The organism is Streptomyces sp. Y309, from assembly GCF_056712025.1.
The window spans coordinates 5954496-5977237 of sequence record NZ_CM160048.1 but is presented as its reverse complement, the minus strand read 5'-3'; the positions used below and the strand labels follow the sequence as shown (position 1 = coordinate 5977237).

Here is a 22742-nt window from a genome sequence, read left to right as displayed (position 1 = left end):
GCCGAAGTACGGTGCATGACTTCTACACGCACCCCTGCCCGTACTTCCGGCGTGTCCGCCGGGCCGGTCGCCGTGCGCTCGGGAGGCCAACTCGCCGCCGCCCGGCCCGTCTTGCGGGCCGGGCTGTGTCTGGCGCCGGCGCTGGTGATCCTCGTCGCCGGGTTCCAGCGGCGCTGGATGTCCGACGACGGGCACATCTACGTCCGCACCGTCCGGCAGATCCTCGCGGGCCACGGGCCCGTGTTCAACGCGGGCGAACGCGCCGAGTCGTCCACGGGGACGCTGTGGCAGTGGCTGCTCGTGCTCGCGGGAGCGCCGGGCGCGGACATCGCCTCCGCGGCCGTGTACGGCGGGCTGCTGCTCACCGCGGCCGGGTTCGCGCTCGCCGCGTTGGGGGCCGTGCGGCTGCACGCAAGGGGCGGCGTGCGCCTCCTCCTGCCTCTCGGCCCCCTCGTCCCGCTCGGCCTGCCGCCCGTCTGGGACTTCGCCACCTCGGGCCTGGAGACGGGCCTGGCCACCTGCTGGATCGGGGGCGCCTGGCTGTTGCTCGTCGCGCGGCCCCGCACGCTCGCCACTGCCTTCGTCATCGGCCTCGGGCCGCTCGTACGTCCCGATCTGGCCCTGGTCTCCGCCGTGTTCCTCGGCGCGCAGTGGCTGGTCGTGCGCCCCTCCCGGCGCGCCGCGCTGGCCGGAGCCGCCTCGGCGGGCGCGCTGCCCGTCGCGTACGAGATCTTCCGCATGGGCTACTACGGCCATCTGATGCCGCTGCCCGGCGTCACCAAGGAGGCCTCGCAGAGCCTGTGGGGGCGGGGCCTGCACTACCTCGGCGACTTCGCCGGGCCCTATCTACTGTGGGTGCCCGCCCTGTTCGTCGTCGCGGCGGTGCTGCCCGCGGGGCGCGCCACGTTCGCCCCGTCTTCCGGCGGTTCGTCCGTCCGGGCGCTCGCGCCCGTCCTCGCGCCCGTCGTCGCGGGGGCTCTCTGCTGGGTGTACGTCATCAAGGTCGGCGGGGACTTCATGCACGCGCGGATGTTCCTGCCGGGGCTGTTCCTGATGCTGCTTCCGGTCTTCCTGGTGCCCGCCACGCGCGCGTGGACGGCGGCCGTGGTGGGCGTGGGCGTGTGGGCGGTCGTGTGTGCCGCCGTGCTGCGGATCGGCTACGAGGGGCGGATCGGACCGGGCGGCATCGCGGACGAACGCGGCGTGTACGTCCGGCAGAACGCCGCCGCCCACCCCGTGCACCACACCTTCGGCGGCTTCCGGCAGAACGCCGCGTACGCGCGCGAGGTGCGCGCGGCCGGGCGCGAGGGCGCTTCCACGTTGTTTCTCTCCCGTACCCGCGTGGACGCCGGCTCCCCCTCGGTGACCGGTTTCTACGCGACTCTCGGCCTCAACGGCACCGTCATCCCGCTCGACGGTGCCGCCCTCGATCCCATCGGGCTCGCCTACCCCCTGGCCGCCCACTCCCAGCGCCTCGCGCACGGCCGCGTGGGCCACGACAAGTGGCTGCCCGACGAGTGGATCGTCGCCGACCGCGGCGCCGGTGACCTGCCGGACGACATGGACCCCGCCCGCGTGGCCGCGGCCCGGCGCGCCCTGAACTGCGGGGCGCTCGCCGAACTCCACTCCGCCACGCGTGCGCCGCTCACCCCGGACCGCTTCCTCCGCAACGTCGCTGGTGCCCTGGAGCGGACGTCGTTCCGCTTTCCCAACGACCCGGTGCGGGCGGAGCACGAATTGTGCGGCACGGGCACCCCGTAAGGGGCGCGGGGAACTGCGCGCTCAGCCCAAGAAGGACCGCAGACGCGTCTGCCGAGTCGCTGAGCAGACGCGTCTGCGGCTTTTTTTGTGGCTGGTCGCGCAGTTCCCCGCGCCCCTTACGGGGCTCGGCCCCACAGTTCGGTTCGCGCCCCTACAGGGCTCGGCCCCGCAGTTCGTTCGCGCGGCGGATGCTGTCCGCAAGGTCGGTCACGGCCTTGTCACCGGTCGTGAACGCCAGAGCCGCGGCGTGCCGTTCCAGTTCGGCGGGGGCCGGGGCGCCGGGCAGCGGGTCGTACGAGGTACGCAGGCCTTCGGCGAAGTAGGCCGCGGTGGCGGCCACCTGGAGGCCGGAGTCGGACTCGTTCAGCGGGCGGTCGAGGTCGGCCGCGTCCACGTCGGCGGACTCCTCGCGCGGGTCGCGGCTCGTGGGGTCGAGCCAGCGGACGCGCGCCGTGGCCACGCGGCCGTCGGCGCCGGGCTTGGTGCGCACCGCGTACAGTGCCGTCACCGTGTGGCCGGGCCCGACCTCCCCGCCGTCCACGCGGTCGTCGCGGAAGTCGTCGTCGGCGACGCGCCGGTTGTCGTATCCGATGAGCCGGAACCGCTCGACCGTGTCGGGGTCGAAGGACACCTGCGCCTTGGCGTCACGGGCGCGCAGGTCGATGTTCGCGGGCAGCCGCTCGCAGAACACCTCGCGGGCGTCCTCCTCGTCCGCGACGTACGTCGTGTGGCCGTCGCCCCGGTCGGCGAGCCGCTCCATCAGGGCGTCCCCGTAGTCGCTGCCGACACCGACGCCGAAGAGCGTGATGCCGTGCGCGCGGCGGGCCTCCTCTACGCGGCGCAGGATGCCGTCGGCGCTGGTGTCGCCGGTGTTGGCGAGGGCGTCCGAGAGCAGCACCACGCGGTTGGTGGCGCCTTCGCGCAGGCCGCGGACGGCGGTGCCGTAGCCGGTGGTGACGCCCGCCTCCACGTTGGTGGAGCTGGTGGGGCGCAGCCGGTCCACCGCGGCGTGCACGCGGTCGCGACTGTCGCCGAGGCGGGTCATGGGCAGGACGGTCTCGGCACGGTCGCTGAAGGTGACGAGCGCGACCGAGTCGTCGTCGCGCAGCTGGTCCGTCATCAGGCCGAGGGACTTCCTGACCAGGTCGAGGCGGCCCGGCTCGGCCATGGAGCCGGAGATGTCGATGACGAAGGTGAGCGCGGCGGGCGGGCGTTCGCCCCGCTCCGGGTCCGGGCGGGTCGCGAGGCCGACGCGCATCAGGGACCAGCCGTCGGCGCGGGTGCGGGCGCCGTCCGCGGTCACCGAGAAGCCGTCGCCGTCGGGCTTCGGATAGTCCTGCCGGAAGCTGTTCACGAACTCCTCGGGCCGCACCGTCGCCGGGTCGGGCAGCCGGCCCTGGTCGAGGGTGCGGCGCGCGAAGCCGTACGAGGCGGTGTCCACGTCCAGGGCGAAGGTGGAGAGCAGGTCGGCGGGGCCCGGCTCGGGGGCGATGTCGTGGTGTGCGCCGTCCTGTTGGCCTTCCGTGCCGTCGGGGGCCGGGGCGGGGGCGTTGTGGCGGGGCTTGTCGGGGGCGGGCTGGGCGCCGGACGCGCGCTCCTTGCTCGCGGTCCGGCCGCCGTCGTCGCTCCCGCCGCCGCTGCAGCCCGCGAGCAGCAGGGCGCCCGCGAGGACGGCGGCGGCAAGGCCGATGCGTGGGCCGCGCGTCCCTGCGCGGCGCTTCCTCGTGCGTCCCATGGGTCCGCCCCCTCGGTCGTGTCGTCAGCACTCGTGACTGTGACGGCCGAGGGGCCCAGGACGATCGGCCCCGTATGTTGCGGAAGAGTCTCAAGTCGGCGACGGCAGGCGGAGGTTGGGGTTCCGTCGCCCGTCCTCCCCCTCGCCTCCCTCGCCCCCTCAAGGCTCCCCCTACGACACCACGTCCTTCCGCGAGAACCCCCGGAACGCCAGCGCGAACAGCACCAACGCGTACGTCACCGAGATCGCCGAGCCCTGGATCATGCCGCCCCACTCCGGCGTCGGCTGGAACACGTCGGCCCAGGCGAACTGCCAGTGCGCGGGCAGGAAGTCGCGCCAGCCGCCGAGGGCCGTCACGGCGTCCAGGACGTTCCCGGCGATGGTGAGGCCGACGGCGCCGCCGACCGCGCCCAGCGGGGCGTCGGTCTTCGTGGACAGCCAGAACGCGAGCCCGGCGGTGACCAGTTGGGACACGAAGACGTACGCCACGACGACCGCGAGGCGGCGCGCCGCCGTGCCCGCGTCGAGCGTGCCGCCGGTGGGGATCTCCAGCGGCCCCCAGCCGTACGCCGCCGTGCCGACCGCGAGCGCGACCAGGGGCAGCAGCACCATCGCGGCGGCGCTCATGCCGAGCGCGACGGCGAGCTTGGACCACAGCAGCCGGGCGCGCGGCACGGGCGCGGCGAGCAGATAGCGCAGGCTGGACCAGCCCGCTTCGGAGGCGACGGTGTCTCCGCAGAACAGCGCGACGGGGATCACGAGGAGGAAGCCCGCCGAGACGAACAGGCAGGTGGCGGCGAAGTTGGCCCCCGACGCCGTGGCCGTGTCCATCAGCGTGACCTCGCCGTTGCGCCCGCCCGGCGAACCGGCGACGGCGAACGCGATGAGCAGCACGAGCGGCAGCAGGGCGAGCACGCCGCCCATCACCAGCGTGCGCCGCCGCTTGAGCTGGCGGACCAACTCGACGCGCAGGGGCAGGGTGCGCCCGGCGCGGTACCCGGGCGCGGTGGCGCGCTCGGCCGGGCCCGGGGCCGACGTGTCGGGCGCGTCCAGCGCGGCCACCCCCTCAGGTGCCTCCGGCGCGTCCGGCGTGCTCTCGGTCGCCGTCATGCGGTGCCTCCGATCAGGGTCAGGAACGCGTCCTCCAGGCGGCGGTGCGGCCCGATGGACTCGACGGGGACTTCGAGCCGGACCAGCTCGACGAGCAGCCGGGAGGCGGCGGAACCGGCGTGGCCGGCGTCGGCCACGGGTGCGAGCCGCACCAGCAGGCCGCCGTCCGCCCGCACCGCCGAGGCCACGCCCGGCAGGGACGCCACCTTCTCGACGAGCGGCTCGGCGATGTCGGCCGCGAGGCCCACCAGAAGCGTGTCTCCGGAGCCGATGATCTCGTCGACCGGGCCCGCCTGGACGAGGCGGCCGCGGTCCATCACGACCAGGTGCGTGCAGGACTGCTCGACCTCCGCGAGGAGGTGGCTGGAGACGATGACGGTGCGCCCGCCCGCGGCGTACCGGATCAGCACCTCGCGCATCTCGCGGATCTGTGGCGGGTCGAGGCCGTTGGTCGGCTCGTCGAGGATGAGCAGGTCCGGCAGGCCGAGCATGGCCTGGGCGATGGCCAGGCGCTGGCGCATGCCCTGCGAGTACGTGCGCACCGCGCGGGCGAGCGCGTCGCCGAGCCCGGCGATCTCCAGGGCCTCGTCCAGGTGAGCGTCCTCGGCGGGGCGGCCGGTGGCCTTCCAGTACAGCTCCAGGTTCTCCCGGCCGGAGAGGTGGGGCAGGAATCCGGCGCCCTCGACGAACGCGCCGACCCGGGACAGGACGGGCGCGCCGGGCCGGATGGCGCGGCCGAAGACGCGGATCTCGCCCTCGTCCGGGCGGATGAGGCCCATCAGCATGCGCAGGGTTGTCGTCTTGCCCGCGCCGTTCGGCCCGAGGAGGCCGAGGACCTGGCCCTTCTCCACGCGGAAGGAGAGGTCACGGACCGCGTACCGGTCGGCGGACTTCGCGTACCGCTTGCTCAGGTCGGTGATCTGCAGGGGGACTTCGGCGAGCGCCGGGTCGGGCGCGGGTGCCGTGGTCCGCCTGCGGCCGAGGGCCAGCAGGCCCGCCGCGACGGCCGCGCCGGTGAGCGGCAGCCACCACACCCAGGCGGGCAGCGGTGCGGCCGGGGTGTCGACACCGGGGGCCGTCGGGACCTTCAGGCCGCCCTTCAACGACACCGTGTACGCGGCCGGTTCGGCCGGTGAGGCATAGCCGAGGTCAGTCGCGGAGAGCACGAGGCGCAGGCGGTGGCCCTTCTTCAGCTCGTGGTCCACGGCGGGCAGCGTCAGGTCGACGTTCGCGCCGTCCACCGCGCCCTCGACCCGCACCGGGGCGACGAGCTGGGCGGGCAGCACCCGCTGGTCGCCGCCGGGCCCGACGTCGTACACCTTCGCGAACAGGACCGTGTCCTCGCTGTCGGACTTCACATGGGCCCGCACGGTGGGCGCGCCGGTGATCCGCAGGTCCTCGGTGAGCGGCTTCGACTCGAAGGCCGCGTACTGGCCGGGGAAGTCGAGGGAGACGCCGATGCCGAGCGAGGAGAGCTGCGACAGACCGCCTCCGCCGCCCGCGCCTCCCGCGCCGCCGCTGCCGCCCCCGCCGCCTCCGCCGCCCGCCGCCGAGCCGATGCCCGGCAGCGCGGACACGGCGGGCGGCGAGGCGCCCGCGGGGTTGTCGAACGTCTGCGGCCGGCCGGCCAGCGGGACCTCGCGCACGCCGCTAGCCAGGCCCGGATACCGGTCGCCGCTCGCGCCGCGCAGCGTGGCCGCGCCGTCCGTGGAGTCGATGCCGCCGGTGCGTGTGACGCGGAAGGCGGGGCCGGTGTCGACGCCCTTGTCGTCCTTCAGATAGCGGTCGAACCAGGTGCCGACGCGGCCCGCCACGCGGTCGGTCTCCATGTCGCCGCCGTCGTGGCCGCCCGCGATCCAGTCCACCGAGACCGGCGCGTGGTTGTCGCGGATGGCCCTGGCCATCGCGTCGGCCTGGTCGAGGGTGAACAGCGAGTCCGACTGGCCCTGCACGATCAGCGCGGGCACCTTGATGCGGTCGCCGACGGCGGAGGGGCTGCGCTCGGACAGCAGCTCGCGCGCCTCGGCGTCCGGCTTCCCGGCCACCGCCACGCGCTCGTACATCTCGCACAGCCGCTTCTCGAAGCGGTCGCAGCCGCCGCCCGAGCTGAGGAACATCCCGGCCCACAGCTTCTTGAACACGCCCCGGGGGAACAGGGCGTCCGCCAGGTTCCAGTACGTGATCACCGGGGCGATGGCGTCGACCCGCTTGTCGTACCCGGCGGCGAGCAGCGAGACCGCGCCGCCGTACGAGGCGCCGGTGACGCCCACGCGCGGGTCGCCCGCCTTGTCGAGGCGCACCTCGGGGCGCTTCGCCAGCCAGTCGACGAGCCGGGAGACGTCGGCGACCTCGCCCTTGGGGTCGTTCAGGCCGATCCGGCCCGTGGACTTGCCGAAGCCGCGCGCGGACCACGTCATGACGGCATAGCCCTTGCGGGCGAGCTTCTCGGCCTGTTCGCGCACGTCGTCCTTGCTGCCGCCGAAGCCGTGCCCGACGAGCACGGCGGGGCGCTTCTCGCCGGGGTCGCCCGCGGTGAAGTACGACGTGTCGATCCGCACCTCGCGGCCGTCGGCCGTGCCCACGTCGAGGACCTGGTCCGAGCGGCGCACGCCCGGCCCGTCGTCCGACGCCAGCGCCGTCCACGTGCCCGCTCCCGCCAGCAGCACAACGGCGGCCGCGGCGGCGAACAGCCGCCGCGGCCGGCGAAGGGCGCCCTTCCAGGCTCCGGCCCTGGGCCGTCGTAGATCCATGGCCTCAACGGTACGGGCGCCCGCTGACAACCAATGCCCCCGCCGGTCTGAACCCGGAGGCCTCCCCGGGAAGTACGCGGGGGTGGCCGCGTACCACCGACGCGGTAGGGCGCGGCCCCGGCCGGCCAACTGTCAGGGGCGCCTACCCTGTTGACCCATGACATCTCCGCTCGCGGCCCCCACGGAATCCTTGGCCACCGGCCAGCGCTCGCTCGGCGACCCCTCCGTCCGGTATCCGCTGTGGCCGCCGCTCACCGAGGGCTGCCCGGCCACGAGCACGGACTCCGTCGCGTACCCCGTGGAGGTCGACTACGCCTACGACAAGGTGCCCGCCGGCTACCTGGCCACGTCGGCGGGCCGGCCGCGCGGCCATGAGCGCTGGGCGGCACTGCTGCCCCCGCTGCACGCGCCGGGCCTCGTCGAGGGCGGCACACCGCTGGTCCCGCTCGAGGACGGCGTGTGGATCAAGGACGAGTCCCGCAACCCGACCTGGAGCCACAAGGACCGGCTGAACCGGATCACCGTGAGCGCGGCCGTCGGCGCAGGCGCGGAGGGCATCGTCGTCGCCTCGTCCGGCAACCACGGCGCGTCCGCGGCGGCGTACGCGGCGCGGGCCGGGCTCCGGTGCGCCGTCGTCACCTCGGCGGACGTGCCGCCCGCCGTCGACGCCTTCCTCCGCGCGTACGGGGCGGCGGTGCTGCCGGTGCCCGTCGAGGAGCGGTGGCCGCTGCTGCGCCGCATCGTCGAGAGCACCGGCTACCACCCCGTCAGCAACCTCACGCCCGCCGCGCACACCGGGCACGGCTTCGGCCCGGAGGGCTACAAGACCCTCGCGTACGAGATCTTCGCCGAGCTGGGCACCGTCCCGCGCGCGGTGTTCGTACCCACCGGCTACGGAGAGATGCTGTTCGGCGCGTGGAAGGGCTTCGCCGAGCTGGTGCGGCTCGGGTACGCGGACCGGGTGCCGCGCGTGTACGCCTGCGAGCCCGCCGCGGGCGGTCCGCTCGCCGCGTCCGTGCGCGCGGGGACGCTCACGCGGGTGTCCGTGGGCGCCACCGCCGCGTACGCCATCGACTGTCCCGTGGGCGGCCACCGCGGGGTGGTCGCGCTGCGCGAGAGCGGCGGGGCCGCCGTGCTCGTCACGGACGAGGAGATGGCTGCCGCCCGCGCGGAGTTGGCGCGGAACGGGGTGTGGGGGGAGCTGTCCGCGGCGGCGGGGCTCGCGGGCCTGCGGCAGCTTTCCCGGGGTGAGTGGGGTGGGGAAGGCCCCGTGGTGTGCGTGTCCACGTCCAGCGGCTTCAAGGACCGGGACCTGTTGGTGGCGGGGCCGTCCGCGGTGGTCGACCCGGAGGACTGGGCGGGGGTGGAGCGGCGGCTGCGGGGGTGAGGGGGCCCCTCGCGGGGGCGCCCCAGTCCCGCCCCTTCCCGCTGCATCGATCAGCGGCTCCGCCGCGGGCAGGGGCGCTGCGCCCCCTGGACCCCAGCAGGGTGGGTGTCCCGGGCGGGTGGGACGACCCCCGCCGATCGCCGCTTCGCGGCTCGTCCTCAAGCGCCGGACGGGCTTTCTCCCACCCACCCTTACTACCCGCCGGAAACAACCGGTCCAGGCGCAACCCCCGCCCGAAGGGCGAAAAGGGCGGGTGGGTGGGGAAATAGCCCCTCCGGCGTTTGAGGAGCGGGGGTCTGGGGGCAGAGCCCCCAGTTCGGCGCCCCCCGCGAGGGCTACTCGCCCGGCACCGTCACCAGCCAGCGGCTGTCCTTGCGCGGGCGCAGGTAGAACGCCCAGTACAGCGTGGCCACGGCGACGATGCCGCCGGTCCACAGGAGGTACTCGGCCTCCTGCTGACTGAGCACGTACGCGAGGACCGCGATGAGCAGAACCGGCACCCCGGGCCACAGCGGCATCCGCCACGCGGGCGCCCCCGCCCGCGACCCACGCCGGGCAAGCAGCGCCGCGACGGCGACGAGCAGGTACATCCCCGTCACGGACACCCCGGTCACCCCGTACAGCGTGTCCAGGTTCACGAAGCACAGCGCGGCGCCGGGGACGCCCACCAAGAGGGTGGCGACCCAGGGGGAGCCGAAGCGGCCGAGGCGGGAGAGGACGTCGTTCACGGGCGTGGGCCACGCCTTGTCCCGGGCGGAGGCGAACAGGACCCGCGAGTTCTGGATCACCATGACGATGCCCGCGTTGATGATGGCGAGGGCGACGCACAGGCTGACGAACGTGCCGACGCCGGAGCCGGACCAGGCGGCGACCATGGCGCCGATGTCGCCGCTGGTGAGCGCGGCGAGGTCGGGGGCGCCCATGGTGATCGCGGCGACCGGCACGAGGAGCACGACCGCCGAGATGCCGAGGGTGAGCAGCACGGTGCGAGCGACGTTCTTGCGCGGGTTCTCCATCTCCTCCGACAGGTACACGGCAGTGGAGAAGCCCTGCGTGACGAAGAGGGCGATGGCGAGCCCGGAGATGATCAGCATCGCGGTGACGGTCTTCGTGCCGTCGCCGGAGCCGGAGCCCGCGGCCACGCTGAGGTCGGTGAGGCTGGAGACCCCCCGCTCGGCGTGTGCGAACCCGAGGACCGCGACGACGCCCGCGGCGACCACCTCCAGGACCAGGAAGATCCCGGTGATCCACGCGTTGGCCCGCAGGTCGAGCAGGCCCGCGAGGGTGGCGAGGAGCATCACGCCGGCGCCCGCCCAGGACGCGTCGAGGTGCACGACCGGGGCGAGATAGTCGGCCGTGCCCATGGCGATCACCGGCGGCACGATCATCACGACGAGCAGGGAAAGCACGAACACCAGCCAGCCCGCGAGCCGCCCGGCCATCGTCGACACCATCGCGTACTCGCCGCCCGCGCTGGGGATCAGCGTGCCGAGCTCGGAGTAGCAGAAGGCGACGCCCACGCACAGCAGGGCGCCGATGGCGATGGTGAGGGCGGTGGCGGTGCCGAGCGAGGAGAACAGGTCGGGCACGACCACGAAGAGCGTGGACGCGGGCGTCACGCAGGACAGCGTGAGCAGGGTGCCGCCGACGACGCCGATGGAACGCTTCAGCTTGCGCGGTGCCTCGGCGGCCGCGGGAGCCGGTTCCGTCGGCGCGGGCGCGGCGGCCGCGTCCAGAACAGCCGACTCGGCCGGCGGCGGCGTGTGAAGCGTTTCGGTCATACGGAGATTCCGATCGGCTCGGGCGAGGGGTGCGGCTCATCGAAACGCCGACGTCAGGAAAACGTCAATGGCCGATTACCTACGGAATCCGCAACTCCGGCGATCATCAACTCGCCATCGAATCCCAGACGTTGACACCAAGTAGGTGACACTGGCCAGACATCGCATCGCCAAACCTTCGATAGCAAGGTCAAATCCATTTAGAGCCTTGCTCGTCCGATTTACGCGATCAGTGCGGGAACCGCAGCCGTTCACCGAAAAATAAACGAAGCCGTCCGCACTGCGGACGGCTTCGCTCGGTGCGCCGAGGCGCTCAGTGGTTGCGCGGGAACCCCAGGTCCACGCCCGCCGGTGCGTCCGACGGGTCCGGCCAGCGGGTCGTGACGACCTTGCCGCGGGTGTAGAAGTGCGTGCCGTCGTTGCCGTAGATGTGGTGGTCGCCGAAGAGCGAGTCCTTCCAGCCACCGAAGGAGTGGTAGCCCACCGGCACCGGGATCGGCACGTTCACGCCGACCATGCCCGCCTCGACCTCCAGCTGGAAGCGCCGCGCCGCGCCGCCGTCCCGCGTGAAGATCGCGGTGCCGTTGCCGTACGGCGAGCCGTTGATGAGGGCCAGACCCTCCTCGTACGTCTCGACGCGCAGCACGCACAGCACCGGGCCGAAGATCTCGTCCTGGTAGGCGTCCGCCGTCACCGGCACCCGGTCGAGCAGCGAGAGGCCGATCCAGTGGCCGTCCTCGTGGCCCTCGACGGTGTATCCCGTGCCGTCCAGGACGACCTCGCTGCCCTGCTCCGCCGCGCCCTTCACGTACGAAGCGACCTTGTCGCGGTGCGCGGCCGTGATGAGCGGGCCCATCTCCGATGACGGGTCGTTGCCGGGACCGATCTTGATCTTCTCGGCCCGCTCCTTGATCTTCGCGACCAGTTCGTCGCCGACCGAGCCGACCGCCACGACCGCCGAGATCGCCATGCAGCGCTCGCCCGCCGAGCCGTACGCGGCCGAGACGGCGGCGTCGGCGGCCGCGTCCAGGTCGGCGTCCGGCAGGACCAGCATGTGGTTCTTGGCGCCGCCGAGGGCCTGCACGCGCTTGCCGTTGGCGGAGGCGGTGGTGTGGATGTAGCGGGCGATCGGGGTGGAGCCCACGAAGGACACGGCCGCCACGTCCGGGTGCTCCAGGAGGCGGTCCACGGCCACCTTGTCGCCGTGCACGACGTTGAGGACGCCGTCCGGGAGCCCCGCCTCGGCGAACAGCTCCGCGATCCTCATCGAGGCCGACGGGTCCTTCTCGCTCGGCTTGAGCACGAAGGTGTTGCCGCAGGCGATGGCGAGCGGGAACATCCACATCGGCACCATGGCCGGGAAGTTGAAGGGCGTGATGCCCGCGACGACGCCAAGGGGCTGGCGGATCGAGGAGACGTCCACGCGGCTCGCGACCTGCGTGGACAGCTCGCCCTTGAGCTGCACGTTGATGCCGCACGCCAGGTCGACGATCTCCAGGCCGCGGGCGACCTCGCCGAGGGCGTCCGAGTGCACCTTGCCGTGCTCGGCGGTGATCAGCTCGGCGATCTCGTCGCGGTGCGCGTCGAGCAGCGCGCGGAACTTGAACAGGATCGAGGTGCGCTGCGCGAGCGAGGACTGGCCCCAGGTCGCGTACGCGGCCTTGGCGGCGGCCACGGCCGCGTCCACCTCGTCCACGGACGCGAAGGCCACGCGGGTCGTCACGGCGCCGGTGGCCGGGTCGGTGACCGGGCCGTACGTACCGGACGCGCCCTCGACGCTCTTGCCACCGATCCAGTGGTCGACGGTCTTCGTCATGCTCGTCATGCTGGTCATGCCAAGGGTCCCTTTCACAGCTGGCGGCGCCGGGCTGAGACGTGCCGGTCGTACTCCTCGCGTGCCTTGACCGCCGACGTGCGCGTCGCGGTCTCGGCCACGGGCACATCCCACCACGCCTGTGCGGGGGGCGGGCCCGACACTGTGTCTGCCGTTTCCGTCTCCACGTAGACACATGTGGGACCGTCCGCCTCGCGCGCTTCGCGCAGGGCTTCCCGCAGCTCGCGGACCGTCTTCGCGCGTCGCACCGGCAGGCCGAGGGAGGCCGCGTTGGCGGCGAGGTCGACGGGCAGCGGGGCGCCCGTGTACGTGCCGTCCGGCGCCCGGTGGCGGTAGGCGGTGCCGAAGCGCTCGCCGCCCACGGACTCCGACAGGCCCCCAATGGACGCGTACCCGTGGTTCTGCAGGATCACGACCTTGATCGGGATGTTCTCCTGCACGGCCGTGACGATCTCGGTGGGCATCATCAGATACGTCCCGTCGCCGACCAGCGCCCACACGGGCCGCTCGGGCGCGGCCAGGGACACCCCGATCGCGGCCGGGATCTCGTAGCCCATGCAGGAGTAGCCGTACTCCACGTGGTACTGCCGGGGCGAGCGGGACCGCCACAGCTTGTGCAGGTCGCCGGGGAGCGAGCCGGCCGCGTTGATGACGACGTCGGCCTCGGTGACGAGCTCGTCGAGCAGGCCGAGGACCTGCGCCTGGGTGGGCCGCACATCCGGTTCGTCCGCTTCGTACGCGGCGTCGACCCGGAGCTCCCAGCGGTCCTTGTCGTCGACGTACTCGTTCGCGTACGTGGTGTCGACGCGGTGGCCCGCCAGCATGTCCCGCAGCCCTTCGAGCGCGGCGCGGGCGTCGGCGACGACCGTGGTGCCGGCCATCTTGTGGGCGTCGGACGCGGCGACGTTGATGTTCAGGAAGCGCACGCCGGGCGCGGCGAAGAGGGTGCCGGAGGCCGTGGTGAAGTCGGTGTAGCGAGTGCCGACGCCGATCACCAGGTCGGCGGTGCGGGCCAGTTCGTCGGCGGTCGCGGTGCCGGTGTGGCCGATGCCGCCGACGTCGGCGGGGTGGTCGTGGCGCAGGGAGCCCTTGCCGGCCTGGGTGGAGGCCACGGGAATCCGGGTGGCGTGGGCGAGTTCGGACAGGGCCTGCTCGGCGGCGCTGTGGTGGACGCCGCCGCCCGCGACGATCAGCGGCCGGTCGCTGTCGCGCACCAGGCGTGCGGCGGCGGCGAGTTCGGCGGGGTCGGGGGCCTGGCGGCGCACCTTCCAGACCCGCTCGACGAAGAACTCCTCCGGCCAGTCGTAGGCTTCCGCCTGCACGTCCTGCGGCAGCGCGAGGGTCACCGCGCCCGTGTCGACGGGGTCGCTGAGCACGCGCATGGCCTGCAGCGCCGCCGGGATGAGCGCCTCGGGGCGGGCGATCCGGTCGAAGTACTTCGAGACGGGCCGCAGACAGTCGTTCACGGACACGTCGCCCGCGTACGGCACTTCGAGCTGCTGGAGCACCGGGTCGGCGGGGCGGGTCGCGAAGGTGTCGCCGGGCAGCAGCAGTACGGGCAGGTGGTTGATGGTCGCGAGCGCGGCGCCCGTGACGAGGTTGGTGGCGCCGGGCCCGATGGACGTCGTCACGGCGTGCGTGGCGAGCCGCCCGCTCTGGCGCGCGTACCCGACGGCCGCGTGCACCATGGCCTGTTCGTTGCGCCCCTGGTGGAACGGCATCTGCTCGCCGTACTCCACAAGCGCCTGGCCGAGTCCCGCCACGTTGCCGTGCCCGAAGATGCCCCAGGTCGCGCCGATGAGGCGGTGCCGCTCGCCGTCCCGCTCGGTGAACTGCCGGGTCAGGAAGCGCACGAGGGCCTGGGCCGTCGTGAGCCGCACCGTGCCGGGCAGGCCGCGCGCGGCGCCGTTCGTCTCGCTCATCGGTAACCCTCCGTGTGGTCGGGGTGGAAACAGATCTTCCACTCCCGCTCGTCCCCCGGTCCCGCCATGACATTCAGGTAGTACATGGTGTGCCCCGGCTGGGCGATCGACGGCCCGTGCCAGCCGTCGGGCACGAGCACCGCGTCGCCGGAGCGCACCTCGGCGAGCGTGTCCGTGCCGCCCTCGCGCGAGGGGAAGACCCGCTGGTAGCCGAAGCCGTGCTCGCCCTCGATCTCGAAGTAGTAGATCTCTTCGAGGACGGACTCGACGCCCGGCCGGTGCTCGTCGTGCTTGTGCGGCGGATACGAGGACCAGTTGCCGCCCGGCGTGATCACCTCGACGGCGATCAGCCGGTCGCAGTCGAAGGCGTCCGCCGACGCGAAGTTGCGGACCTGGCGCGCGCAGCCGCCGCTGCCGCGCTCCTCGACGGGGACCTCCGGCGCGGGGCCGTAGCGGGCGGGGAGTCGGCGCTCGCACTTCGCTCCTGCCAGGGCGAAGCGGCCTCCCACGCCGGAGGCGATCTGGATGTGGGCGTCACGGGGAATGTAAGCGAAGTCACTGACTCCGCTGAACACGCTCTCGCGGCCCAGGAGTTCGATGATCTCGCCCTCCGCGTGCACCGTACAGCCGCCGGTCAGCGGGAGCACGATCCATTCACTCTCGCCGGTGGCGAAAGAGTGCGTGCCGCCGGCCGGGATCTCGACGACGCGCAGCCCGGCGTACGTCCAGGCTGCGCTTTTGGGGTCGATGGCGACGGAATAGGTCCCGTCGGCCGCACTTCCTTTTGGTACGTACGTCATGCGGGGCTCCTCTTGATTGCGTACGACACGGCTACAGCAGGCCGACCGCTGTGTCGACGGCGCCCGCCACGTCGCCGTCCGCCGGATACAACAGCGTGCGCCCCGCGACCAGGCCCTGCACGGTGGGCAGCCGCAGCGCGCCGCGCCACTTCTCGTACGCCGCGTCCGCGTCCCTGGCGTCCGCGTCGATGTCGCCGCCGAGCAGCACGGCGGGCAGCGTGGAGGTCTCCATGACGCGGGCCATGTCGTCGGGGTTGTCGGTGACGGGGACCTTCAGCCAGGTGTACGCGGAGGTGCCGCCGAGGCCGGAGGCGATGGCGATGGACCGGGTGACGGCCTCGGCGCTCAGGTCGTTGCGCAGGACTCCGGCCTGTCTGCGGCTCAGGAACGGCTCGACGAACACGGGCAGTTTGCGCGCGGCCATCGCGTCGACGGCGCGTGCGGTGGCCTCCAGGGTCGTCAGGGATCCCGGGTCGTCGTAGTCGACGCGCAGGAGCAGCTTGCCCGCGTCGAAGCCGAGCCGGTCCAGGTCCTCGGGCCGGTATCCGGTGAACCGGTCGTCCAGCTCGAACGCGGCGCCCGCGAGCCCGCCCCGGTTCATGGACCCCATGACGACCTTGTCCTCCAGGGCTCCGAGGAGCAGCAGGTCGTCCAGGATGTCGGCGGTGGCGAGCACGCCGTCGACCCCGGGCCGCGACAGCGCCAGACACAGCCGCGTCAGCAGGTCGGCCCGGTCGGCCATGGCCCAGGGGTCCTTGCCGACCCCGAGGGCGCCCCGGGCGGGGTGATCGGCGGCGATGACCATCAGCCGCCCGGACGCCCCGACCAACTCCCGCCGCCGACGCCGCACGGCCGCCTCGGCAATGGCTTCGGGGTGCCGCACCCGAGTACGAACAAGCTCACCCACATCGACGGACATCACGCCACCACCCCGGTACCGCTACCGCTACCGCTGTGGGCAACGCGCCGAGCAACTCGCTCACCGCTGTGGGCAATCGTGCCGCAGGGCGGCTCCCAACCCTCAAGGCGCCCACGGTTCCGGGTGCCGTCACGCCAACGGTTCACAGGACAGCCCCCGCCTGAAGCGCAGCTTCAACCTCGGACGCGTACGGCATGGCCGACGAACACTCCAGCCGAGAGGCGACAATCGCCCCCGCCGCGTTGGCGTACCGAATCACCCGCTCCAACTCCCACCCGGCAAGCAGCCCATGACACAACGCCCCACCGAACGCGTCCCCGGCCCCGAGGCCGTTCAGCACGGTCACGGGCAGCGGCGGCACCTCCACCACCTCACCGGCCTGGTTCATGGCAAGCACCCCCTTGGGCCCCTGCTTGACCACGGCAAGCTCAACACCCGCCGCCAACAGGGCTCCCGCGGCCGCCCGAGGCTCCCGCACCCCCGTGGCGATCTCCACCTCGTCCACATTGCCCACGGCCACACTCGCGTGCCGCAACGCCGCGGCGTAATGCGGCCGGGCCTCGTCCGGCTCGTTCCAAGCTGTGCTTTTCCAAAACGCGGGCCGCCAGTCCAGGTCGAACACCGTGATCCCGCCGGAGCGGGCGCCGAGCGCGGCGACGGTCGCCGTCCGGCTGGGCTCCGCGCACAGCCCGGTCCCCGTCATCCAGAAGATCCGGGCCTCGGCGATCGCGTCGAGGTCGAGCTCGGCCGCCGACAGCTCCAGATCGGGCGCCTTCGGCTGCCGGTAGAAGTACAGCGGGAAGTCGTCGGGCGGGAACACCTCGCAGAACGTCACGGGCGTGGGCAGCCCGGCGACCTCGCCGACCCACCGGTCGTCCACCCCGAACTCCCGCAACTGCTCGCGCAGATACGTGCCGAAGGGATCCTGTCCCGTCCGCGTGACAACGCCCACGCGCCGCCCGAGCCGCGCCGCCGCGACCGCCACGTTCGTGGCCGAGCCGCCGAGGAACTTCCCGAACGTCGTGACCTGCGAGAGCGGCACCCCGGTCTGCAGGGGGTAGAGGTCCACCCCGATCCGGCCCATCGTGATGACGTCGTACGGCTCGTACGGGTCGTACGAATCCGTGTACGGATCGGTCACCCTGCACATCCCTTCCTGGAGGCAGCCTGTCGCCTCCCTCAGGTCTAATCCCGTCCCAGGAACCCTGTCAACATTTTGTCCTGACATTCGGACTAGTCCTTGACACTGTTCTCGGCGGGCGGCGAGGCTTGCGGCCATGACGACGCTGTCCCGCATCCGGATCGGTTCGGCCCCCGACTCGTGGGGCGTGTGGTTTCCCGAGGACCCCCAGCAGGTCCCCTGGAGCCGTTTCCTCGACGAAGTCGCCGCGTCCGGATACGAGTGGATCGAGCTCGGACCGTACGGCTATCTGCCGAGCGACCCCGCCCAACTCGCCGACGAGACGAGCCGCCGCGGCCTGAAGGTCTCCGCCGGCACGGTCTTCACCGGCCTGCACCACGGGCCGGACGTCTGGGACAGGACGTGGGAGCACGTGTCCGCCATCGCCGGGCTCACCCAGGCGATGGGCGCGCGCCACCTCGTCGTCATCCCGTCCTTCTGGCGCGACGACAAGACCGGCGAGGTCCTGGAGGACGCGACGCTCACGCCCGCGCAGTGGCGCGAACTGACCACCCAGACCGAGCGCCTGGGCCGCGAGGTGCGTGAGCGCTACGGCCTCACCATCGTCGTCCACCCGCACGCCGACACCCACATCGACACCGAGGAGAACGTCACCCGCTTCCTCGACGCGACGGACTCCGACCTGGTCTCGCTCTGCCTGGACACCGGCCACTACGCGTACTGCGGCGGCGACAGCGTCAAGCTCATCGAGACGTACGGCGAGCGCCTCGGCTATCTGCACCTCAAGCAGGTCGACCCGGCCGTGCTCGCCGAAGTCCGCGCGCAGGACATGCCGTTCGGGCCCGCCGTCGCGCGCGGCGTGATGTGTGAGCCGCCCACGGGGGTGCCCGCGCTCGGCCCCGTCCTCGAGGCCGCGCAACGGCTGGACGTCGATCTCTTCGCCATCGTCGAGCAGGACATGTACCCGTGCGAGCCGGACGCGCCGCTGCCCATCGCCCGCCGGACGCGGTCGTTCCTGCGCTCCTGCGGAGCGTAAGCGCTTCGCTGGATGTGCGGTGTTTTCCCTGCGGGTCGGTGGGGGCTGGGCGCGCAGTTCCCCGCGCCCCTTCAGGGCGCGCCCGTTACCGCAGCGGATTTCGTCGCGCCCGCTTCCCCGTAGCTTCGTCCCGGGCCTCCTGCGTGGCGCCCCGGTGCGGCACGCTTGTCGTACGGCGGGCCACGCCGTGCCGACGACGAGCGGGAGGCCGGATGAACTCGGGCCGCTGGCACGAGGCACGTAGGCGCACCGCGGTGCGCTCCCTGCACGGTCCGGACGGTCTCTGGGAGGTCGCGCTCGCCCGCCCGCACCCGCGGCTGCGGCCCGGCGTGATCAGCTACCGCGGCTTCCGGCTCGCCCTCGGCGCGCCCCGGCGCCGGCTCGAAGTCCCCATCGGCGCCGTCACGTTGATGCTCGGCTTCGGCGACCGGCTGCGCATAAGGGGCCTCGCGGGCTCCGCGCGCCCGCCGGTGTCGCTGGTCTCGGTGCTCTCCGGGCTCACCACGCGGCCGGTGCTCGGCGAGCACGACGGGCGGCTCGCGGGCGTCGAGGTGCTGCTCACGCCGTGGGCCTCGTTCACCCTCTTCGGCACGGAGCAGCACGAGCTGGCCGAGCGCGCCCTGGACCCGGACGCGCTCGGCGTCCGGCCCGAGGGGGGCCGCTGGGACGGAGTCGGCGACCTCGCGGCGGCGCTCGGCGCGCTGCCCCGGTGGAGCGAGCGCTTCGCGCTCCTGGACGAGGTCCTCATCCGCTGGTCGGGGACCGGGCCGCCGTGCTCGCCGCGGACCGTGCGGGCCTGGGACGAGCTGGTGCGCACCGGGGGCAGCGCGTCGGTGGCCCGGATCGCGGACGAGGTCGGCTGGAGCGTGCGGCAGCTGGAGAACCGCTTCCGCGAGCAGATCGGCCTCGGCCCGAAGGCCGCGGGCCGGATCCTGCGCCTGCAGCGCGCCCGCAGGCTGCTCGCCGCGGGCCGCTCCCAGGCGGAGACGGCGGCGCTCTGCGGCTTCTACGACCAGGCGCACCTCAGCGGCGAGTTCAAGGCCATGACGGGCTGTACGCCGCGTCAGTTCGCGCACGCGAGCGGCACCCCGCTCCCGGCGCACAGCGGCCCGCCGTCGGCCGCGCGGCTCGCGGGCGAGCAGACGAGCCTCGTGCTCACGCCCGGTTCGCCCGGCCACGGCGCGGTCTTCCCCCGGGCCGCGCGGCGGCGCTGACGGCAGGGCGGCCCCTCGCTCGCCCCGACGCACGGCAGCCCCCGCGTGCCCCCGCCCCGCCCACAGCCGCGTCGCCGTTATCACGCCGCGTCATCACGCGCCCCGGACACGCCCCACCACCGCGCCCTCCGCAAGCGGCACTTCCGTCACAAACACCCCCTTCCTGTCACACATGTCCCGTGTATGCGGGTCTTGCGTCACAGCCGGTCGACAGACGCCCCTTCCCGGTCACTCTGTGTCGTTCACGGGGCACAAGGCCGAGTGATCGCCATTGCCGCACCCAGCTCCCCCGTCGGCCGTTCCGGCCGCCCTGGGTGCGCGCAGGGAGGAGCCACTGATGACCGACCGCAGGCTCTGGTCGTACAAAGACATCGCCGCGCACATCCGGGTGCAGCCCGACACCGTGCGCTCCTATCGCAAGCACGGACTGCTCCCCGACCCCGACCACGTCGAGGGCGGCAAGCCCTTCTGGTACGCGGACACCATCCGCGCCTGGGTCGCGTCCCGCCCCGGCAACCGTGCCCGCAAGGACGGCTGACCCGGGTCCGGCCCGCATCCCCCCGCCCCCTCTTGGATTGGTACCCCCTAGGGGTATAGTGTGAAGCACGTCGGGGTTCCCTGGAGCCACCAGGAGCCACCGGAACCCCGCGCGTGCGCCGACGTCCCACGCGTCCACACTTTCACTGAGGAGAACGACATGACCGCCAACGCCCAGACCTCGCAGACCGGCTCCGTCACCACCGTGTTCGCCGTGACGGGCATGACGTGCGGCCACTGCGAGGGTGCCGTGTCCAGCGAGATCGGCGAACTGGCGGGCGTCAGCTCGGTCAAGGCCGAGGCCGCCACCGGCAAGGTGACCGTGGTCTCCGACGCCCCGCTGGACGAGGAGGCGGTCCGCGCCGCCGTCGACGAGGCCGGTTACGAGCTCGTCGGCAAGGCCTGACCGCCGCCCCGAACCCGCCCTCGGGCCCCGCGGCACGCCACCCACGGCCGCGGGGCCCCGTGCCTTTTCCCCGCACTTCGCCGCGCCCGAAAGAACCGTCATGAACACCTCCGAGGTCGAACTCGCCATCGGCGGAATGACCTGTGCCTCCTGCTCGGCCCGCATCGAGAAGAAGCTGAACCGGATCGAGGGCGTGACCGCGTCGGTCAACCTCGCCACGGAGAAGGCCAAGGTGGCGTACGCGGACGGGGTCGAGGTCGGCCAGCTCGTCGCCACGGTCGAGCAGCTCGGCTACTCGGCGCACGAGATCGTTCCGCCCCCACCGGACACCGGTCCCGACGAGGACGCCGCCGAGCGGCCCGTCACCACCGACCTCACCGAGGCCGACCACCTGCTCCAGCGGCTGCTCGTCTCCGCCGCCCTGGCCCTGCCCGTCGTCGTACTCGCGATGGTGCCGTCGCTGCAGTTCGAGTACTGGCAGTGGCTGTCCCTGACCCTGGCCGCGCCGGTCGTCGTGTGGGGCGGGCTGCCCTTCCACCGGGCGGCGGTCCTCAACGCCCGGCACGGCGCGGCGACCATGGACACCCTCGTCTCGCTCGGCACCCTCGCCGCCTTCGGCTGGTCGGTGTGGGCGCTGTTCTTCGGCACCGCGGGCGAGCCGGGCATGCGGCACGGCTTCGAGTTCACGATCGCGCGCGGCGACAGCTCGGCGGCGCTCTACCTCGAAGTGGCCGCGGGCGTCGTCACGTTCATCCTGCTCGGCCGCTATCTGGAGGCCCGCTCCAAGCGGAAGGCGGGCGCGGCACTGCGGGCGCTGCTCGAACTCGGCGCCAAGGACGCGTCCGTGCTCGGCCCGGACGGTACGGAAGTCCGGGTTCCGGTCGGGCGGCTCGCCGTCGGGGACCGCTTCGTGGTGCGCCCCGGTGAGACGGTCGCCACCGACGGCACGGTCGTCGAGGGCGCGTCCGCCATCGACGTCTCGATGCTCACCGGCGAGTCCGTGCCCGCCGACGTCACCGTGGGCGACGCGGTGACCGGCGCGACCGTGAACGCGGGCGGGCGCCTGGTCGTCGAGGCCACCCGCGTCGGCGCCGACACCCAACTCGCCCGGATGGCCCGGCTCGTCGAGGACGCGCAGAGCGGCAAGGCGGAGGTGCAGCGCCTCGCCGACCGCGTCTCCGCCGTGTTCGTGCCGGTCGTCATCGCGCTCGCCGTGGCCACGCTCGGCTTCTGGCTGGGCAACGGCGTGGGCTCCGCCGCCGCGTTCACGGCCGCCGTCGCCGTACTGATCATCGCCTGCCCCTGCGCGCTCGGCCTCGCCACGCCCACCGCGCTGCTCGTCGGCACGGGCCGGGGCGCCCAGCTCGGCATCCTCATCAAGGGCCCGGAGGTCCTGGAGTCCACCCGCCGCGTCGACACGGTCGTCCTCGACAAGACCGGCACGGTGACGACGGGACGCATGGCCCTCCAGGACGTGTACGCGGCCGACGGCGCCGACGAGAAGGAGCTGCTGCGGCTCGCGGGCGCCCTGGAGCACGCCTCCGAACACCCCGTCGCGCGCGCGGTCGCGGCGGGCGCGGCCCAGCGGCTCGGCCTCGACGTGGGCGCGCTTCCCGTGCCGCGGGACTTCGAGAACGTCCCCGGGCACGGGGTGCGCGGCACGGTCGACGGGCACGTCGTGCTCGCCGGGCGCGAACGGCTGCTCGCGGAAGCGGGCGTCACCGACCTCGACGACCTCGCCGCGGCGAACGAGCGCGCCGCGGCGGCCGGCCGCACCGCCGTCCTGGTCGCCTGGGACGGCGCGGCGCGCGGGCTGCTCACGGTGGCCGACACGGTCAAGGACACCAGCCCCGAAGCGGTGCGCCGGCTGCGTGAACTCGGCCTGCGGCCGGTGCTGTTGACCGGCGACAACCGGGCCGTGGCGGAGGCGGTCGCGCGGGACGTCGGCATCGCGCCCGACGCCGTGTACGCCGAGGTGCTGCCGCAGGACAAGGCCGACGTGGTGCGCCGCCTCCAGGACGAGGGACGGGTCGTGGCCATGGTCGGGGACGGCGTGAACGACGCGGCCGCCCTCGCCACGGCCGACCTGGGGCTCGCCATGGGCACGGGCACGGACGCCGCCATCGAGGCGGGCGATCTGACGCTCGTCCGGGGCGACTTGCGGGTGGCCGCCGACGCGATCCGGCTCGCCCGCCGGACCCTCGCCACCATCAAGGGCAACCTCGGCTGGGCCTTCGGCTACAACGTCGCCGCGCTGCCGCTCGCGGCGGCCGGACTGCTCAACCCGATGATCGCCGGGGCGGCCATGGCCTTCTCGTCCGTGTTCGTCGTCACCAACAGCCTCCGCTTGCGGTCTTTCACATAGCCTCGCGATCCTTCACACTGTCTTCGCGGGACTCTCACCTCAAA

Annotated in this window: 16 protein-coding genes; 7 read left to right on the top strand and 9 right to left on the bottom strand. The window is 73.2% G+C overall.

All coding sequences use genetic code 11. The features are described from left to right. The first annotated feature begins 15 nt into the window (after nucleotides 1–15). Nucleotides 16–1761, top strand: coding sequence for an arabinofuranosyltransferase AftB family protein (locus tag AC0KTA_RS24515; protein ID WP_481050376.1), 1746 nt, complete (start codon nucleotides 16–18; stop codon nucleotides 1759–1761). Between the two features lie 151 nt (nucleotides 1762–1912). On the opposite strand, the gene AC0KTA_RS24510 is transcribed toward AC0KTA_RS24515, so the two are convergent. The 3 genes from AC0KTA_RS24510 to AC0KTA_RS24500 all read right to left on the bottom strand — a co-directional run bounded on the left by AC0KTA_RS24510 (nucleotide 1913) and on the right by AC0KTA_RS24500 (nucleotide 7356). Next, nucleotides 1913–3496 (bottom strand): vWA domain-containing protein, encoded by a 1584-nt coding sequence (locus AC0KTA_RS24510; protein ID WP_481050375.1) that lies wholly within the window; start codon nucleotides 3494–3496, stop codon nucleotides 1913–1915. A gap of 171 nt (nucleotides 3497–3667) precedes the next feature. Beyond that, complete coding sequence (locus AC0KTA_RS24505; RefSeq protein WP_481050374.1) at nucleotides 3668–4606, bottom strand: ABC transporter permease; 939 nt, start codon at nucleotides 4604–4606, stop codon at nucleotides 3668–3670. Next, nucleotides 4603–7356, bottom strand: a complete 2754-nt coding sequence (locus AC0KTA_RS24500) for an alpha/beta fold hydrolase (protein WP_481050373.1) — start codon at nucleotides 7354–7356, stop codon at nucleotides 4603–4605. The genes AC0KTA_RS24505 and AC0KTA_RS24500 overlap by 4 nt, the downstream gene beginning before the upstream one ends. Nucleotides 7357–7513: 157 nt before the next feature. Here AC0KTA_RS24500 and AC0KTA_RS24495 point away from each other — a divergent pair, with 157 nt between their 5' ends. After that, nucleotides 7514–8743 (top strand): threonine synthase, encoded by a 1230-nt coding sequence (locus AC0KTA_RS24495; protein WP_481050372.1) that lies wholly within the window; start codon nucleotides 7514–7516, stop codon nucleotides 8741–8743. Nucleotides 8744–9078: 335 nt separating this feature from the next. Here the strand turns inward: AC0KTA_RS24495 and AC0KTA_RS24490 are convergent, their stop codons facing one another. The 6 genes from AC0KTA_RS24490 to iolC form a co-directional block, all read right to left on the bottom strand. After that, on the bottom strand, nucleotides 9079–10524 hold the full coding sequence (locus AC0KTA_RS24490) for an APC family permease (protein ID WP_481050371.1): 1446 nt from the start codon (nucleotides 10522–10524) through the stop codon (nucleotides 9079–9081). A gap of 313 nt (nucleotides 10525–10837) precedes the next feature. Continuing rightward, nucleotides 10838–12340 (bottom strand): CoA-acylating methylmalonate-semialdehyde dehydrogenase, encoded by a 1503-nt coding sequence (gene mmsA / locus AC0KTA_RS24485; RefSeq protein WP_481056547.1) that lies wholly within the window; start codon nucleotides 12338–12340, stop codon nucleotides 10838–10840. Nucleotides 12341–12372: 32 nt separating this feature from the next. Next, on the bottom strand, nucleotides 12373–14280 hold the full coding sequence (gene iolD / locus AC0KTA_RS24480) for a 3D-(3,5/4)-trihydroxycyclohexane-1,2-dione acylhydrolase (decyclizing) (protein ID WP_481050370.1): 1908 nt from the start codon (nucleotides 14278–14280) through the stop codon (nucleotides 12373–12375). Next, the gene (gene iolB, locus AC0KTA_RS24475) at nucleotides 14277–15080 is read right to left on the bottom strand and encodes a 5-deoxy-glucuronate isomerase (protein ID WP_481050369.1); all 804 of its coding nucleotides are present in this window, start codon (nucleotides 15078–15080) and stop codon (nucleotides 14277–14279) included. Before iolB ends, iolD begins: the two co-directional genes overlap by 4 nt. A 31-nt stretch (nucleotides 15081–15111) precedes the next feature. Further along, nucleotides 15112–15999: a Cgl0159 family (beta/alpha)8-fold protein gene (locus AC0KTA_RS24470; protein ID WP_481050368.1), complete on the bottom strand. Its 888-nt coding sequence runs from the start codon at nucleotides 15997–15999 to the stop codon at nucleotides 15112–15114. Nucleotides 16000–16141: 142 nt separating this feature from the next. Beyond that, a complete protein-coding gene (iolC, locus tag AC0KTA_RS24465; RefSeq protein ID WP_481050367.1) occupies nucleotides 16142–17149 on the bottom strand; it encodes a 5-dehydro-2-deoxygluconokinase in 1008 nt (335 codons plus the stop codon). Between the two features lie 127 nt (nucleotides 17150–17276). Here iolC and AC0KTA_RS24460 point away from each other — a divergent pair, with 127 nt between their 5' ends. The 5 genes from AC0KTA_RS24460 (at nucleotide 17277) to AC0KTA_RS24440 (ending at nucleotide 22698) form a co-directional block, all read left to right on the top strand. Further along, nucleotides 17277–18176 carry a sugar phosphate isomerase/epimerase family protein gene (locus tag AC0KTA_RS24460; protein WP_481050366.1) on the top strand — a complete coding sequence of 300 codons (900 nt, stop codon included), beginning with the start codon at nucleotides 17277–17279 and terminating at the stop codon, nucleotides 18174–18176. 212 nt (nucleotides 18177–18388) lie between these two features. Further along, complete coding sequence (locus tag AC0KTA_RS24455) at nucleotides 18389–19390, top strand: helix-turn-helix domain-containing protein (RefSeq protein ID WP_481050365.1); 1002 nt, start codon at nucleotides 18389–18391, stop codon at nucleotides 19388–19390. A gap of 337 nt (nucleotides 19391–19727) precedes the next feature. Then, a complete protein-coding gene (locus AC0KTA_RS24450; RefSeq protein ID WP_189730045.1) occupies nucleotides 19728–19928 on the top strand; it encodes a MarR family transcriptional regulator in 201 nt (66 codons plus the stop codon). Between the two features lie 159 nt (nucleotides 19929–20087). Then, entirely contained in the window at nucleotides 20088–20333 is a 246-nt protein-coding gene (locus AC0KTA_RS24445; protein ID WP_481050364.1) for a heavy-metal-associated domain-containing protein, read from the top strand. A 100-nt stretch (nucleotides 20334–20433) separates the two neighbouring features. Next, nucleotides 20434–22698 (top strand): heavy metal translocating P-type ATPase, encoded by a 2265-nt coding sequence (locus AC0KTA_RS24440; protein ID WP_481050363.1) that lies wholly within the window; start codon nucleotides 20434–20436, stop codon nucleotides 22696–22698. Nucleotides 22699–22742: the final 44 nt, after the last annotated feature.